Source organism: Pseudomonas sp. S2_B10, assembly GCF_054668425.1.
Genome location: NZ_CP162768.1, coordinates 5,849,825 through 5,865,336, shown reverse-complemented (window position 1 = coordinate 5,865,336; position 15,512 = coordinate 5,849,825). Strand labels below are relative to the sequence as shown.

Here is a 15,512-nt window from a genome sequence, read left to right as displayed (position 1 = left end):
ATTCGCGAGCAGGCTCGCTCCCACATTTTGATCCAGCCCGGGCACAACCCCTGTGAGCACTGAAGATTCCTGTGGGAGCGAGCCTGCTCGCGAAAGCGACCTCATAGCCAACACCTGCTTCCCGGCAAAAACGTCTACCGTGCTGTCGCCAATTTTTTGCTTTTTAAACACCGCTGTTTAAAGGACACCTGCTGACACGCCTTCCAGGCTACAAATCCTTGCGTCGTTGCCTACAGCCAAGCCAGAATCCGCCGGCTTGTGCGCCTTGGGGGCGGGTTCTATTGTGGTGCGGTCGCTGACGAATCAGCGATCGGGTCTCGCAGCCCGTCGATCTCTGGACGCACAACACCCGCTGTTTTTATGGCGGCTGTACGTGGGAGACCTTCGGGTCTGCCGGTTCTAGAGTCCCGGTCTGCGACCCGCGTACAGCTGCCACCAACCATTTCGTATCGCAGCGAAAGGTGGCAGCTCCGTCGACTCTAGGAGCTTTACCATGATCAAACCCACACCCAACCCACCCCAAACCGACCCCACCTCTCCCTACGAATCCCTCGACTCAAAAAAACTTCACCAAGCCGCCGACCGCGCCCTCGACCACTACTTCTGCCCACCCGGCTCCACCCCGCCGCCCTTCAGCCCCCGCGCCATGTACGCCGTCACCGCCGACACCAAAAACGAAGACCTTCTGGCCAACGCCTGCGAAACCCTCGCCTCCGCGAAAACCATCGCCCAGGAATTCGCCGGATTGGTCAAGCCATCCCAGCGCCGAACGCTGATGGGGATTGCGCAGTTGATCATGCTCGGCGAACTGGCGGTGAATCGGGTGCTTGATAATCTGGAGTTGCCGCAGTAGCGGGCCTTTGATGATCGTTCCCACGCTCTGCGTGGGAATGCCTCAAGGGACGCTCCGCGTTCCAGCTCTGGGGGGACGCAGAGCGTCCCGGGCTGCATTCCCACGCAGAGCGTGGGAACGATCAACGCGTAAGCAGTGAAGATTCCTGTGGGAGCGAGCCTGCTCGCGAAAGCGTCGGAGCAGTCAGCATTGCAACCGAACATTACGACAAATTCGCAGGCTGGCTCGCTCCCACAACAACCGCGCAAACAAGAGCCGGCTCGACCGCTCGTCTGAATACCGCCTGTACCTGTCAGATCTGACAGGTGTGCTTTTTTTCAAACTGGAGTGAGATGGATCCCATTCAATGCACGGCACGGCACGGCACGGCACGGCACGGCAAAATTCTCAGGGAGCGCTTCCATGGATATCCAGTCTTCGATTTTCAACGAATTGTTTGTCTTGTATCCGGTCATCATCAGGGGCTGGGTCACACCGGTGAAGCCGCAGGGCATTGCCCAAGGCGGGATTCCCAAGGTGCTTTACGATGGCGAGACGCAGGGTCTGGAATGTCTGATAGATCCGTGGACGGAAATGCAGCTCGCTTCCTGGACCATGGCCGCTGATGACCGCGTCGATCTGTACGTCAACGACAACCCTACTCCCGCAACGGGCAAGACCGTTGCCCCGGGCGAAGAACAACAGCGGGTGCGCTTGTACTTGCCCCACGGCTGGCTCAATCAGGGCGTCAATCGCCTGTATTACAAGGTCACGCGCGTAGGAGGTAACGATGAATCGTCTCGGGACACGCTAGCCCTCTACCATTTGCGTCTGCCGGAATCTCTGGATCTGATCATTCCGCCGGAAGTAGTACGTGAAGGCGTGGGGCCGGAGCTCGCCGCACGAGGTGTGACATTTGCGTTTACTTACACCAACCGACGCCACTTCGACTCCATCGTTTTTGCGCTCGGCGATACCACCGTGCGCTTCGACGTGCCCGACGCGCCGGCCCCGATCAACCTGACGCTGCTCACCGATACCTTCCAGCGTGCCGGTGACAACCCGAATGCTGTGGCGGAATTCAGAGTATTTGACCAATTGGGCAATGCCGTCATGTCAGGTGAAAAGCGCGTGGACATTCACCTCGGTCGCCTTTCTCTGCTGGCACCCACCGTCCGTGGCATGAACGGCAATCAGTTCAGTCCGACCACTCCGGAAATCAGAGTCCTCGTACCGCAGGGTTCGTTACTGCCCACCGACACGTTGTGGGTGAACTGGCAAGGCGCGACGGCTGTCCCTGAAGGCTCCTACCCAAGCCCGCCCCGGCTGGTCAGTGCCGGCCTGGAGATTGCGGTACCGCGCTCGGTGCTCGCCTACAGCCTGGGCCAACGGGTTGCAGTCAGTTATTTTATCGACCGCGACGACAAACCCGTGGAGTCGGCTGTGTTGCTGCTGGACATTCTGCCGCTGCCGGCAACCGCCTTGAACTCCCCGAAAATTGTCGAGGCCGATGCCAACAATTTTCTCGACATAACGGCGCTTGGCACCAAAAACGCAACCATTCATGCGCTGCTGCATACCTTGATTGAAGCCGAACAGCCCTGCTGGCTGCGGCTAGAGGGCAAGAAGGCGGACGGCACTGCACATGACTTGACTCTCTGGGCTGGGTTGCCAGCTAGAGTCAACAGCACTTGGATCAGGCAAGGCTTCTGGCCGAAGTCGCTGGCTAACAGCTATCTCGTGCAATTGGGGCATGGCACGACACTGACGCTTAAGTACCTGGTGGCGCTGGACAAGAGCAATATCGAAACGAACGCAGTGAAATTTCCGGATCGGGTTTACACGATCAAGTCTGTGGAACTGGTTGTGCCGACACTGGACAGGGTATTGGACTCGAACGGTGAGGAAGTGCTGGAAGGGGGATGGACGGTCAGCACTAGCTTAACGTTGTCGGGAACTGCCAGTAAGGGACTGGATATCGAGGTGTTCGATGATGATGGGTCGAGCACTGTTGCCAAAGGGCGAGCGACGGCCGACCCGCTGACGGGGATCTGGACACGAGAAGTGACTGTTGCTGAAGGGAAGCACCGGTTATTTGCGAGATCGTTGTATCACAGTGGAGAAGTTGATTCTGGCGCGCGGAGTTTTACTGTGGCAGCTGAAGTTGCCCCGACGATTGATTCGGTGAAAGGATTGCCAAGTAACGCCGAAATTGAGGAAGGTGGAACTACTGCAGACACTTCAGTAGCAATGCAAGGCTTGGCCTCGAAAGATCAATGGGTCGAGGTGTCTGATAAAGAAGAGTTTAGAATCAAAGTCCCGGTGAACCACGAAGGCGTTTGGAAATACAGTGAAGATCTGACCGCAGGAAATCACAGCTATAAAGTCAAGGCACTGTATGGTAGTGGAAAAGTTTCCATCCCAAGAACTCTAAAAGTTGTTCCACCGCTATTGGTCGACATATCACCCGTACATCTCTCAGGGAGAAATTACGTCGTCGACCATGCCGCGCTTGGCTGGGCATTAACTGGAAACGATTTCCCAGATACAACCGCGACCCGGGCGGCGACAGGCGGGCAAGCACCGTACACCTACAGGTCGAGCATGCCCAACGTTGTATCTGTGGACGGCAACGGCATGATTCGTTCAATCGGGAATGGTGCAGCTAAAGTGATCGTATCTGACGCTAGCGGACAACTTAAAGAAATACCTGTCGTAGTAAGCAACGTGCAAAAGGTTTTAATTGGCGGCGCCAACTTTACACACGAAGCGGCCAGTGCCTGGATCGCGCGCGTGGGGGGCAGTCCATTTCCGAGCTACTTAAGCGAGATTGCACTTCTTAATATTAAATACAGACCGCTTTACGAAGCCCGGTACTTTTGGGGATATACACTTCCTAGCAACCCTCAGGTCGAATTCACATGGGCCAAGACCAGTTTTATATCGGCATCAACAGGTGCTACGTCCCCTTTTGCTTACACAGCGGTCTGCGTGGCCAGGGCCTAAAACTACACAACGGTTCAACAAGAGAGGTTAACCACCGGTATTCGGAAAAAGGGCGGATTTATTTAACCAGTGATTTAAACAGCGAAGCGCGATCCAGGCTTCTCTTCTGATCGCGAAAGGACCGTCAGGTTTGCGCAATTCTTTGATTTAAACGAAGGTGTTTAAAGGGCACCTCCAGACACGCCTTCCAGGCTACAAAATCTTGCGCCATTGCCTACAGCTACGCCAGAATCCGCCGGCTTGTGCGCCTTGGGAGCGGGTTCTATTGTGGTCCGGTCGCTGAATGTTCAGTGATCGGGTTTAGCAGCCCGGGTTATCTCTAGACGCACAAGGTCTTGCCGTTATGGCGGCTTTGCGTGGGGCACTTCGGTGCGCCGGGTTCTAGAGTCCTGGTCTGCTAACCCACGTACAGCCGCCACCTCCTTCGTTAGCAGCGAACGGTGGCAGCTTCACCACTCTAGAGGCTTCACCCATGATCAAACCCACACCCAACCCACCCGAATCCGACCCCACCTCTCCCTACGAATCCCTCGACTCAAAAAAACTTCACCAAGCCGCCGACCGCGCCCTCGACCACTACTTCTGCCCACCCGGCTCGACCCCACCGCCGTTCAGCCCCCGCGCCATGTACGCCGTCACCGCCGACACCAAAAACGAAGACCTGCTGGCTAACGCCTGCGAAACCCTCGCCTCGGCCAAAACCATCGCCCAGGAGTTCGCCGGGCTGGTGAAACCATCGCAGCGCCGAACGCTGATGGGGATTGCGCAGTTGATCATGCTCGGCGAACTGGCAGTGAATCGGGTGCTTGATAATCTGGAGTTGCCGCAGTAGCGGGCCTTTGATGATCGTTCCCACGCTCTGCGTGGGAATGCCTCAAGGGACGCTCCGCGTTCCAGCTCTGGTGGGGACGCAGAGCGTCCCGGGCTGCATTCCCACGCGGAGCGTGGGAACGATCAACGCGTAAGCAATGAAGATTCCTGTGGGAGCGAGCCTGCTCGCGAATGCGGTTTGTCAGTCACTGTGGCTTCGACTGGCGGATTGCTTTCGCGAGCAGGCTCGCTCCCACTATCGATACGGTTTGTTCAGTTACGGGTGTGGTGTCTGGGCTGGCGCCATCGCGAGCAGGCTCACTCCTACAAGGGGATCGGGTTAAGGCTGGAACCATTCGTGGCGTTCGTTGAAGGTTTTGATGATCGTCCCCACGCTCTGCGTGGGAATGCCTCAAGGGACGCTCCGCGTTCCAGCTCTGGTGGGGACGCAGAGCGTCCCGGGCTGCATTCCCACGCGGAGCGTGGGAACGATCAACGCGTAAGCAATGAAGATTCCTGTGGGAGCGAGCCTGCTCGCGAAGGCGGTGGGTCAGTCACTGAGGCTTCGACTGGCGGATTGCTTTCGCGAGCAGGCTCACTCCTACACGGGGGCGGATTAAGGCTGGAACCATTCGTGGCGTTCGTTGAAGGTTTGCTGGATGAGGTCGGTGAGGGTTTTGATTTCGGGGGAGTTTTGCGAGTCGGTGTTGACGGCGAGCCACGCGTGTAGCTGCATCGGTTCGGCGAATAATCCGGGCAGTGCGATGAGGCCACGGTCGAAGCGGCTCATGTATGCCGGCAGCAAGCCGATGCACGCGCTGCAGCGAATCATCTCCAGCATCAATTCATAGGACTGCATCTGCACCACCCCAGCCAACCTCTCCTCCACCAACTCATTCCACGGCCGAAAGCTCTCAACCTGTCGGTCATGCTGCCATTGCACCAACATGAAATCAGCCAGATCTTCCGGCGTTTCCGGTCGCGCTGTCACCCGCGAATAGCGCTTGGCAATGTGCGGCAGATACTCGATCCGCGCGAGGTGTTGCGGTTCGCTGGTGGCAAAGGTCGGGCCGGGGTTTGGGCGTTCGCCAGGAGCGAGCCAGAGGACGATGTCGGCACTGACCGCACGCAAGGCCAGTTCGCTATCCAGAGCAATAATTTCCAGGCGCAGGCTGGCGTTGCGCCGCAGCAGTGCGATGAGGTCGCGGCCGAGGATGTCGTGGAGGATGGATGCGGCGACGGCGAGGCGGATCAGTGGCTGTTCGATGACCGGGAGTTTGCGTTCGTGGGCCAGGGTGATGAGTCGGGCCTGCAACTGTTGGCCTTCGCGGGTCAGGCTGAGGGCGCTGCCCTGGAAGCTGAACAGGCTGCGTTGCAGTTGCTGTTCGAGTTGCGCGAGTTGTTTGCGCAATACAGTTGAGCGCACGTTGAGGCTGCGCGCGGCTTGCATGAAGCAGCCGCAGCGAGCACTGACCAGGAAGTATTGGGCGACTTCGCTGTCGATGGTCGCGGCCTGGTTTAGCCAGGGCTCGGAGCGGGATTGCGGCGATTGATAATCAACGGTGCCCGGGCGTCCTGCGGGTTCGGTGAATGACATTGATGACTCCCTGTCGATCTTTGTAGTTGTCTTGAATGCGCCCTGGACCCCTGTGGGAGCGAGCCTGCTCGCGAAAACGTTGGCACATTCAACATCTTCGCTGACTGACCCACCGCATTCGCGAGCAGGCTCGCTCCCACAGGGGTGATTGGTGTTCGGCTGACGTCAGTGTTTTTCCTCGAGGATTTTGTTCAGTTCAGCGCCGTCGATGCTCAGGGTGGCGGTGTTGAGCATGCCGTCCAGATAGGCCTGGGCGATCTGTTCCTGGCGTTGTGCGCGCAGGGCCTGGGTCAGTTGGTCGCGCAGTTCCTCCAGCGTCGCGGTGCGGGCCGGTTGCTGTTCGGTGAGTTTGATTACATGAAAACCGGCGGCGCTTTGCACAGGATCTGACACGGTGCCCACCTTGAGCCGCGCCACGGCGCTGCGCACTTCCGGCACCAGTTGTTGCAACGGTTGCAGGCCGGTATCACCGCCCCGCTCTGCCGTGACGCGATCCTGCGAATATTGCGTAGCGAGCGCCGCAAAATCAGCCGGTGCTGATTGCGCCTTCTTGCTCAATTCAGCGGCTTGTTTGCGCACCGTTTCCACATTCGCTGCGTCACTGACGCCAAGGAAAATCTGACTGACCCGGTACATCGGCGGCGTCTGCCAATTGGCCTTGCCGGCGTCGTACGCCTGCTGCAATTCAGCTGCGCTTGGATACTCCGCCGGCACCTGACTCACCGAGCGCAAATAATCACGAAACACGATTTGCTCAGTCGCTGCGCGAGTCTGCCGGGCGACGTCCGGACGCTGCGCCCAACCCTGCGCATCGGCCTGTTCCAGCACCGCTTTCTCGGTCAGCCGCGCACGAATCCAGCGCTCCAGCGCCTCACGGTTACCGCGCAATTGCTCGCGGGTTTGCGCCGGGACGGTGGCCAGCAGCGCCTGCAATTCCTCTGGCGAAACCTGCTGATTGCCCAACCGCGCGACTGCTGGCCCGGCTGCAACCGCCGGCAACGGCGACGGCTGCTGGGCGGCGACCGGATCACTTCCCGGTCGCAGCACCAGCGCCACGGCCACCACCAACAACGCCAGCGCTCCGGCGCCGATCACCATGGCAGGCTTCTTCACAGCGCGGCTTCCTCTGCTTCGGCGACAGCGGACTTGGCGGCTTGCACAGCAGTGGTCTGGCTGAAATCGCGCAGGTAAACGATGAACTCCTGCAACAGGCGATCCCACAACTCCAGATTGCAGCGCAGGTGCTCGTTGCTCACCCCTGCGGCCACGACCACGTCCATTTCCATCAGCAGAAACTCGCCCTGCAACGACAACCGTGCAAACCGCCGCGTCGCGTTCCACTGCTCGGCCACGCCTTGGGGCAAATCACCCTGCACGCGCAGCGCACAGCTGAAAGTGAAATCAACAAAGCTGCCCTGCTCCACCGCCGGGTTGCCGAAGCGCACGGCGTAGCCGATGCCCTGACTGGCGCTGAGCAGCTGGACGATGCCGTTCTGTTCACTCTGGTTGACGCGATAACCGGCTGCTTGCAGGACGTCGGTCAGCGATTGCGGGGAAACGTGGGTGATCAATTGAGTCATGTCTTTCTTCCTTGTTATCAGTGAGCGATCGCGGCTTGCGGCGCGTCGAATTGGGTTTTGTACAGCTCGTCGCCGAAGCCCTGGGCCAGTTCATCGAACTTGACCCGGGCGCTGCCGGCGAAGGGCTGGCGGATCTTCATCACTTCGGCGACGTCGATGTTTTCGTAGGCCGTGAGGATCTGTTTGGCGACGCCGTACATTTGCTGATTCTTTGCTGAACATTGCTGCACTTGTGTGTCACGTTCCGCCAGTTGTGCTTGCAGCTTCGAGCGTTCCGCTTCCTTGCCGCGAGCGAGGACCAGCAATTCGTCATAGGCTTTTTTGAACTTGCCGGTTTGCTCGGCACTGGCCGCCACTTGCGCCTGAGCCTGGCTGTGCAGGCTCTGTTGCTGCCCGGCGAGTTGCTCGGCGAGGCCTTTGGCCTTGGCCAGTTCGGCGGTCAATTGCTTGATTTGCGCCTGGGCTGCCTTGACTTCGTTCTGCGCCGCCAGTTGCGCGGCGCTGGCCTGGGCCTGTTGGCTTTGCAGGGCCTGCAATTGCTGGGTGGTGCTGCGCAGTTGCGTGCGCAAGCGTTCTTCCATGCCTTCGCCGTTCGCCCCGGTGGCAATCAACAAACCCAGGCCCAGCGCGAGAAAACGCGTGTTCATAAAGCTCTCCCGGCGCCTTAGAAGCGCGTGTTGATCTCAAGCTGCAAGACGTCGATGTCGAACGGCGCGCCGTACACCGCTTCGGTGCTCATCCAGCGACCCGTGGCGGAAACGTTCTTCGCCAGGCCGTAGTTGCCGCCCATGAAATAGCCCTTGGCGTTGGTGCCGCCGAGGTGGAACGACGAGTCGTTGAAGCCGTCGGGCAAGGCGTCCGGCTGGATGTACTTGTAGCCGGCGAACAGGTTCCAGTCGCCCTTGCGCTTGAGGTCCAGCGCGTTGCCGAGGGTGAACTGCACCATCCACGCGTTGGCGCCGCTTTCGATCTCGCCGTTGCTGTCGAGGTTGTTGACGATCTGCCCGGCGGAGCGCTTGCGCATGTCGCCTTCGTCGTAGCTGAGGTTGTGGATGTAGTTGCCCTGGCTGCGCAGTTTGAAGTCCTGCGGCAGGTCGGCGTCCCACACGACGTTGAGATCGAGCAGGTTGAATTCGGACGCAAGCCCGACGAATTGCGGCTGCGGCGTAGCGCTCGGGTTGAGCGGGTTCGGCGTGATGTCACGCAGCAGGAACACGCTGTTGCCCTTCTGCATGAACGCTGCGCGAGTGCCGTCGCTGTCGCAACCCGGTGCGCCGGCCCACGGTTCGCAGGGGCTGGAGCGCTGGCCCTGTATGTCATCGAAGCGGTAATAGGCCAGCGCACCTTTGAGGCGGTTGTTGCTGTTGATCGCCCATTTCGCGCCGAGCTGAGCGCCGTACAGCCACTTGTTGTCGCTCTCTTCCTTGTCGAAACCGTTGCTGCTGGAGGTGTCGTTGGTGTAATCCACCGGGAATGCGCCGACGGTGCCGAACACGCCCCAATCGCGGTTGAGCTTGTGATCGAAAATCGCCGCCACACCATCGAAATTCAGGTCATTGGAATAGAGCATGTCGGTGGACATGAACGGGTTGGCGAAGCGCCCGCCGGTCAGAGTCAATTCGTCCATTGGCTTCCAGGTCAGATAGCCCTGATCGAGCCAGATGTCCTTCTTGGCGAAGCCGCCGCCGAGGTTCTGCGTGGTCGATACCGGATTGTTGTCCGAACCGGTGCCGATGCGAATGCCGGCGGTCCATTCCTCGGAGATCAGCGCTTTCATGCCCAGGCGTGCGCGCAGGCGAAAGAGGTTTTCGCGGTCTTCGCGGGTATTGAGCAACGGCGGCAGACTGGTGCTGCTGTTGGGATTCACGTCGTACGGGCCATTGTTGTTGAGCTTGGCGAAGTCGACGATTTCGTTGCTGTTGTTGCCCGAGTAGTAACGCGATTCGTCACGCAGGCGAATGTCGCCGTCGAAGCTGATGCGCGAGGCCCAGTCCGGGAAGGTATTGGGCGCGGCCCAGTTTTCCTGTTTGGCGGTGGCCATGACCTCGGCTTTGACCTGATCGCGGATCTGGTCGCGCACCGCTGCCGGCACGTACTGCACGCGCACATCCCCCGGCGCGGCGACCGGCCCGGCCGCTACGGCAGTGGACGCGGCAGCCTGCTTGGCCTGCGCCGCTTCGTTCTGGGCCTGGGCGATCAGCGCGTCGGCCTTGTCCTGTTTGAGAATGCCCTGCTCGACCAGCAAGCGGATCAGATTGATCGTGGCGTTCTCCGAAGGCGCAGGCGCTGCCACCGCCTGACCGACCAGGGTCGCAATGACCATGCCGACCGCCAGGGACAATCGATTCACGTTGGAAATCATCTGCACACAACTCCTTTTGCCAAAGCTTGAATAAGTGAATTAACCCGGACGCCGCCCTTGCAGGGACAGGCGCACGGGCAAAGTGATGGAGGCCGGAGGCCTTTCGCTGAGCGCTGGCGCACCGCGTAAAGCGGCCAGCACCTGGGTATCGATTTGCGGGTTGCCGCTGGACTTGATCAGCTCGACACGGGTGATCTCGCCGACGCTGCTCAGCCAGACATCGGCCTGCAGCGAGAACGCGAGGTTGCGCAGCTCGGGGTTCTCGCGCAGCAAACGCTGGAAGGTGAACGCGAGAAACTGGCTGTACGTGCCCGTACCCAAACGCCCGCCGCCGGCACCGGCCATGCCGCCGCCCTTGCCCGCGCCGATGTTGAAAGCGTCGCTGCCGGCCTGCGCGTCGCCGTCCATTTGCATCGGGTTGGCCAGGTCGTCCGCCGGCGATGGCGGTGCTTCTTCTTCAGGCTTGACCTCCTCCGGCTCCGGCGTTGGCTCGGGCTCGACGACTTTTTCTTCCACCGGCGTTTCCGGCTCTGGCGGTTTCTCCGGCGGCGGTGGTGGCGGTGGCGGCAACGGAATGATCGTCGGCACCTTCGGCGCTTCGCGACGCACGCCGGCCATGTCGTTGGCCCACTGCCAGAGGAACCACGCGGCGAGTGCGCCGACCAGCAATCCGGCGCCCCACTTCACATAACGCAACGGCGACTTTTTCACGGGCGGCGGTTCGATCGGGAGTTGTGCGGTCATGACTCAGCCCTGACTCGGTTTGCCGGTGACGAGACCGACCTGGGACAGTTCGAGCCGGCGCAGCAGATCCAGCACTTCGATGACTTTCTGGTACTGCACCGTCGCATCGCCACGCACGATCACCGGAAAATCCGGGCTCTGCGCTTTCTCGATGCGCAGGCGTTCTTCCAGCTCCGCCAACGTCACGGGATAGGCATCGAGGAACACCTGGCCGCCGTCGTTGACCGAGATCGCCTTGGTCTTGGCCTCCGACAGCGACACCGAAGCGCTGGCCTTGGGCAGGTTGATCTGGATCCCGGAGACCTGCGCGGTGGCGGTGAGGATGAACATCACCAGCACCACCATCAGCACATCGACCAGTGGGGTGATGTTGATGCTGTCGACTGCGGCATCGTCATCATCGTCGTGGGAGGCATTTACGGACGCCATGGCAGTGCTCCTCAGGCCGGTACGGAGTGGTTGGCGTGATGGCCGCGCTGGTGCGACGCCTCACTGAATTGGCTCTCGCCATGCATCTCCGCCAGACGAGTGATGAACTCGTCGACGAACACGCGCATGTCGGCGCTGACTTCCTTATTGCGGGTGATCAGGCGGTTGTAGCCGAACAGCGCGGGGATCGCGACGAACAGGCCCATCGCCGTGGCCAACAGAGCGGCGGCCATGCCCGGCGCGATGGCATTGATATTCACGTCGCCGGCCATCGCCGTGCCGAGGAACACCACCATGATCCCCAGCACCGTGCCCAGCAGGCCGATATACGGACCGCCGGCGATGGCGTTGGACAGGGTCGAGAGTTTCGAACTCAGTTGCTGGTTCTCGCGGGTGCGCACACCGTCCATCGAGCAGCGGATGGCTTCGATGGTCGCGGCAGAGACCGACGAGGTATCGGCGCCCTGCTCGCGGCGGGTGCGGATCTCTTTGACCGCCACCAGATACAGGCGCCACAGCGACGAATGCTGCAGACGCTGAGCCAGTTGCGCGTCGTCGGCGAACATTTCCAGACGCGTGCCGACCTTGGCGAATTGCACGCGAAAGTCTTCGTTGGCCGCAGTGACGCGACTGAGGCTGCGGTTCTTGCGCAGCATGATGATCCACGACTGGAACATCATCAGCACCAGCACGGCGATGATCACCCAAGCGTCGATCGGCACCGCGTTAAGGAGGAAGCCGAGGCTGCCGAAGCCAAAGCCGGACTGCTCTTCATCGACGCCGTAAGCGACCAGTTTCGACTCGGCGCCTTGCGAGGTGGCATCGGCCAGCAACAGCGCAGCAGGTCGGGCAATTTTCGACAGGCGCAGTTCGTCGATGGCGCCAGAGAATGGCTGCAACGCGCCTTCCTGCAGATCAGCGCCGATGGCCATGACCGAGTTGAATGCCGGCATCGCCTGGGCCAATGCAGCGCTCTCGCGACCGTTGATGTACAGGGTGACTTTCGAGCCCTCGGCGGTTAGTGCGAGGTGTTGCCATTGCCCCGGCGCCAGCGCTTGGGTGGCAGCGGCGCGCTGGCCGTCGATTTCCACGAACGGCAGGCCTTGGCTAACGCCGATCAGCAGGCTCTGCGAGCCTTCGCGTCGAGCGAGAATCAGTTGCTCGCCACTCGCCTGATCCAGACGCAGCCAGGCGCTGAAAGTGAACGCGCTGCCGGCGTTGTGTTGCAGTGAAGGACTGGCCGGCAGCAGCAACGGTTGACCGCTGAACTGCAACGCACGGCCGACGACGCCATCGATCGCTGTGCCGGTCGCGCTTTGCGCGGTGTTGCCGTACGCCGCGGTGTCTTTCGCCGGGGTGCCGGTGGCGCCGTCGAAGTGATACAGCGCGGTGTAATTCGGATCGAAAGTCAGTTGGCCGTTGCCGGTAGCCGGGGCTTTCTGGTTGCCGTAATACATCCAGATGTCCTGACGTTGGCCACCCTCGACATTCGGCACATCGACCCAGATCAGCGCCATGCCCATCAGCGCGTCGAAACTTTCGATCTGGTGGTTGAGCACGGTCTTGTCGTCGGCAGCGACGAAGCGCAGATCGGAGCCGTCCTCTTTCACGCCGTCGAAGGTGAAGTTGCCGGTGTGCAGGCGCACCAGCAGCGCGGTGCGGCCGAGGGCCTGATTGATCGCCGCGCCCTGCGGTGTGGTGTCGACGGCGATCTGTTTGCGGTAATGCCAGTCGTCCTGCCACCAGGCCTGAGCCGTGGCCGGGAGCACGAAGCCCAGGCAGATCAACAACGAAAGGAAGAGGCGTTGCATGGACGTGCTCCGTTAGAAAGTGGCTTGAAGGTTGAAGTGCAGGCGCGATTCCTGCTTTGAGGTGTTCGGCCCTTCGAGTAGCGGGTAGCCCCAGTCGAGGCTGCCGGACAGCCATTTACTGAGGCTGGCGCGGGTGCCGAGGCCGACGCTGGCCAGGGCGTAATTGGCGTCCTGATCCGGCAGTTCGTCGCGCAGGTACAACTGCGCGCCTTCGGCGAAGGCATAGAAGCGCCAGTCCTGCATCCACGTGCCGGCGAATTTCGCCAGCGACGGTGTGCGCAATTCCTGGCTGAGCAGGTAGCCGTCATCGGCGGTACGTTCAGCCGCGAGATAGCCGCGCACCGAGGTGGCGCCACCGGCGGAGAATTGTTCGTTGGAAACCAGCGGCCCCGAGGCGAGTTGGAATGCGGCTTTGCTTGCGCTCTGCCAGTCGCTGTCGAAGGTCCAGGTGTAGTTGGTGTCGCCCTTGAGCACGGCGAAACCCGGTTTGGCGCGATAGCGTTTGTAGTCGAAGTCTTCGTCGTCGCTGCCGTAGCCGAACACGCTGCGCGTGGCGGCAACCAGACTCAGACCGAGACCGAGCTGGCTCTTTTCGCTGTAGCGATAGCCGTTGTAGGCGAAGGTGAACGGCGCGTATTTGAGCGGCACCTTGTCGCTTTCGCCGGACAGGCTCAGGCGCTCGTCGAAGTCCTTGAAGTCGATGCCGGCCGACAGCGAGTTCGACCAGTTGCCACTCGAGGGCAGCGTGTAAATTGCCGCGACGCCGTAGCTGTGACCCTTGCCGAGCACGTTGCTGCCGCCGATGGTGGCGACGTTGCTGTCGGACTGGTAACCGGAGAATTGCACGCTCCAGCGCTCGCTCAGCGGCGCGGTGTAGGACCCGGACCAGACCTTGGCGTTGTCGGTTTCCTGCGGCGCGGTGAAGAACGTCAGGTTGACGCTGTGGCCGAGCTGCCAGAGATTGTTGTAACCGAGGCTGGTGACGCTGCGCAGCTTTTCGGTGTCGGCGCTGTAGTCGTTATTGAGGCCGACGCTGGCAGTCCACGGGTTCTGGTCTTCGACCTGCAAGTCGACATCCATGGTGCCGGGGCGCTGCCCTTCGCGCACCAGTGGCATGACCTGGCGACCGGGGGTCTTGTTAAGTTGCGCGAGTTCGCCCTGGACCTTGGCGAAGTCCGGCACCTCGCCTTCTTTCAGCGCCGGGACGTTGTCGCGAATGTCCAGCGGCGAATAGTGTTTGGCGCCGACCACGCGCACCCGGCCGACCTTGGTTTCGCTGACTTGCAGATAGACGATGCCATCGGCCACGGCCTGCTCGGGCAGCTCGACAAACACCGATTGATAGCCGCGTTCCTGGTAGGCCTTCTGCAACGCATCACGGGCGCCTTCGATGTCGCTCAAGGCTTTCTGCGGGCCGAGAAACGGGTACACCGCTTCTTCGATCGCGCGGGCATCGAGCACGGTATTGCCGCGCACGAAGTATTCGTTGACGTCGACCAGTCGCTGCGCGGCGGGCGCTTCTGTGCCCTCCTCGGCCAGCGCCGGCTGCGCGCCCGCCGTCACCAGCAGCCAGCCCCACAGCGCCAGCCGTGACGTGAAAATCCGTTCCACATTACCCCCTGAAATTCGCGATGACCTGTGGGCGTTAGCGCCCGGTGTGCTGCGTCAATTGCTGATCGTTGTGGCGCAGGCGTGCTTGCCCAGCCAGGTGTGCAACAGCGCAAAGTTCAGCGAGAACTCGGGCATTTGCAGCAAGGCGCCGCAGAACACTTCGCCGATGATTTTCTGAATCAGCAGCACCGCACGCGGCTCGTTGAGCAGCGTGGCGATGTCACGGCTGAGGGCGGTGAAACTCCAGACCTTCTGGTTCAGGCCAAGGCCGACGAACCAGCGGAACAGCAGGTTGTAATTGAGCTGTTCATAGAGCTGCTGCTCGCTGGGCACCGAATACAGCAATTGCAGGAGCAGGATGTGCATCACCGTCTGCGCGGGAATTAGCATGCCGGGTGCGGCATTGAGATCGCGCAGCAGGTCCTGGTGGGCGTCGAGCAGATCGTCGATCTGCGGGCGCAGCAACACCAGCGAATGGCCCGGCGGAATGTAGCTGGACACTTCTTTCAGAGCGCCCTGCCAGTCCTCCTGCGAGACGATCCAGACCCACGGCGCGCCGTAGCGATACACCGAAACCGGCTTCTTGCGCGCGGCTTCGACGATCTTCGACAGGCGTTGATCGAGCTCCTGCATGCCCACTTTCGAATAGCGTTCCATAGTCCCCATTGCCTCACTCCCGGCGTCCCGCCTCGGCTTGCAAAGTGCGCCCCGAAAGGCCCCTCAAGCGCGT

13 protein-coding genes are annotated in these 15,512 nt (G+C 60.8%); 3 read left to right on the top strand and 10 right to left on the bottom strand.

Annotation, left to right across the window (positions count from 1 at the left end):
* Positions 1-493 precede the first annotated feature (493 nt).
* The 3 genes from AB4O45_RS26365 to AB4O45_RS26355 all read left to right on the top strand — a co-directional run bounded on the left by AB4O45_RS26365 (position 494) and on the right by AB4O45_RS26355 (position 4,670).
* Positions 494-853, top strand: a complete 360-nt coding sequence (locus AB4O45_RS26365; protein WP_252878118.1) for a DUF6124 family protein — start codon at positions 494-496, stop codon at positions 851-853.
* Positions 854-1,255: 402 nt separating this feature from the next.
* Positions 1,256-3,838: a hypothetical protein gene (locus AB4O45_RS26360; RefSeq protein ID WP_460160857.1), complete on the top strand. Its 2,583-nt coding sequence runs from the start codon at positions 1,256-1,258 to the stop codon at positions 3,836-3,838.
* Positions 3,839-4,310: 472 nt separating this feature from the next.
* Complete coding sequence (locus AB4O45_RS26355; protein ID WP_095179914.1) at positions 4,311-4,670, top strand: DUF6124 family protein; 360 nt, start codon at positions 4,311-4,313, stop codon at positions 4,668-4,670.
* Positions 4,671-5,264: 594 nt separating this feature from the next.
* On the opposite strand, the gene AB4O45_RS26350 is transcribed toward AB4O45_RS26355, so the two are convergent.
* From AB4O45_RS26350 to AB4O45_RS26305, 10 genes are all read right to left on the bottom strand, one after another.
* A complete protein-coding gene (locus AB4O45_RS26350; protein WP_460160856.1) occupies positions 5,265-6,245 on the bottom strand; it encodes a LysR substrate-binding domain-containing protein in 981 nt (326 codons plus the stop codon).
* Between the two features lie 165 nt (positions 6,246-6,410).
* On the bottom strand, positions 6,411-7,358 hold the full coding sequence (locus AB4O45_RS26345; RefSeq protein ID WP_460160855.1) for a peptidylprolyl isomerase: 948 nt from the start codon (positions 7,356-7,358) through the stop codon (positions 6,411-6,413).
* On the bottom strand, positions 7,355-7,825 hold the full coding sequence (locus AB4O45_RS26340; RefSeq protein ID WP_460160854.1) for a YbjN domain-containing protein: 471 nt from the start codon (positions 7,823-7,825) through the stop codon (positions 7,355-7,357). The genes AB4O45_RS26345 and AB4O45_RS26340 overlap by 4 nt, the downstream gene beginning before the upstream one ends.
* 17 nt (positions 7,826-7,842) lie before the next feature.
* The gene (locus AB4O45_RS26335) at positions 7,843-8,472 is read right to left on the bottom strand and encodes a DNA repair protein (RefSeq protein WP_460160853.1); all 630 of its coding nucleotides are present in this window, start codon (positions 8,470-8,472) and stop codon (positions 7,843-7,845) included.
* Positions 8,473-8,489: 17 nt separating this feature from the next.
* Positions 8,490-10,187, bottom strand: a complete 1,698-nt coding sequence (locus AB4O45_RS26330) for a putative porin (protein ID WP_056785750.1) — start codon at positions 10,185-10,187, stop codon at positions 8,490-8,492.
* A 39-nt stretch (positions 10,188-10,226) separates the two neighbouring features.
* On the bottom strand, positions 10,227-10,931 hold the full coding sequence (locus AB4O45_RS26325) for an energy transducer TonB family protein (protein ID WP_122692655.1): 705 nt from the start codon (positions 10,929-10,931) through the stop codon (positions 10,227-10,229).
* Between the two features lie 3 nt (positions 10,932-10,934).
* The gene (locus AB4O45_RS26320) at positions 10,935-11,360 is read right to left on the bottom strand and encodes an ExbD/TolR family protein (RefSeq protein WP_003201710.1); all 426 of its coding nucleotides are present in this window, start codon (positions 11,358-11,360) and stop codon (positions 10,935-10,937) included.
* Positions 11,361-11,371: 11 nt separating this feature from the next.
* On the bottom strand, positions 11,372-13,171 hold the full coding sequence (locus AB4O45_RS26315; RefSeq protein ID WP_460160852.1) for a DUF2341 domain-containing protein: 1,800 nt from the start codon (positions 13,169-13,171) through the stop codon (positions 11,372-11,374).
* Between the two features lie 12 nt (positions 13,172-13,183).
* Positions 13,184-14,782, bottom strand: a complete 1,599-nt coding sequence (locus tag AB4O45_RS26310) for a ShlB/FhaC/HecB family hemolysin secretion/activation protein (protein WP_095179900.1) — start codon at positions 14,780-14,782, stop codon at positions 13,184-13,186.
* 54 nt (positions 14,783-14,836) lie between these two features.
* Entirely contained in the window at positions 14,837-15,448 is a 612-nt protein-coding gene (locus AB4O45_RS26305) for a transposase (RefSeq protein WP_080902524.1), read from the bottom strand.
* Positions 15,449-15,512: the final 64 nt, after the last annotated feature.

Bases quoted from the DNA above. Each gene is read 5' to 3' on its own strand.
- AB4O45_RS26355 (WP_095179914.1), top strand. From the start codon at position 4,311: ATGATCAAACCCACACCCAACCCACCCGAATCCGACCCCACCTCTCCC.
- AB4O45_RS26305 (WP_080902524.1), bottom strand. From the start codon at position 15,448: ATGGGGACTATGGAACGCTATTCGAAAGTGGGCATGCAGGAGCTCGAT.
- AB4O45_RS26360 (WP_460160857.1), top strand. From the start codon at position 1,256: ATGGATATCCAGTCTTCGATTTTCAACGAATTGTTTGTCTTGTATCCG.
- AB4O45_RS26330 (WP_056785750.1), bottom strand. From the start codon at position 10,187: ATGATTTCCAACGTGAATCGATTGTCCCTGGCGGTCGGCATGGTCATT.
- AB4O45_RS26340 (WP_460160854.1), bottom strand. From the start codon at position 7,825: ATGACTCAATTGATCACCCACGTTTCCCCGCAATCGCTGACCGACGTC.
- AB4O45_RS26335 (WP_460160853.1), bottom strand. From the start codon at position 8,472: ATGAACACGCGTTTTCTCGCGCTGGGCCTGGGTTTGTTGATTGCCACC.
- AB4O45_RS26365 (WP_252878118.1), top strand. From the start codon at position 494: ATGATCAAACCCACACCCAACCCACCCCAAACCGACCCCACCTCTCCC.
- AB4O45_RS26325 (WP_122692655.1), bottom strand. From the start codon at position 10,931: ATGACCGCACAACTCCCGATCGAACCGCCGCCCGTGAAAAAGTCGCCG.
- AB4O45_RS26315 (WP_460160852.1), bottom strand. From the start codon at position 13,171: ATGCAACGCCTCTTCCTTTCGTTGTTGATCTGCCTGGGCTTCGTGCTC.
- AB4O45_RS26350 (WP_460160856.1), bottom strand. From the start codon at position 6,245: ATGTCATTCACCGAACCCGCAGGACGCCCGGGCACCGTTGATTATCAA.
- AB4O45_RS26320 (WP_003201710.1), bottom strand. From the start codon at position 11,360: ATGGCGTCCGTAAATGCCTCCCACGACGATGATGACGATGCCGCAGTC.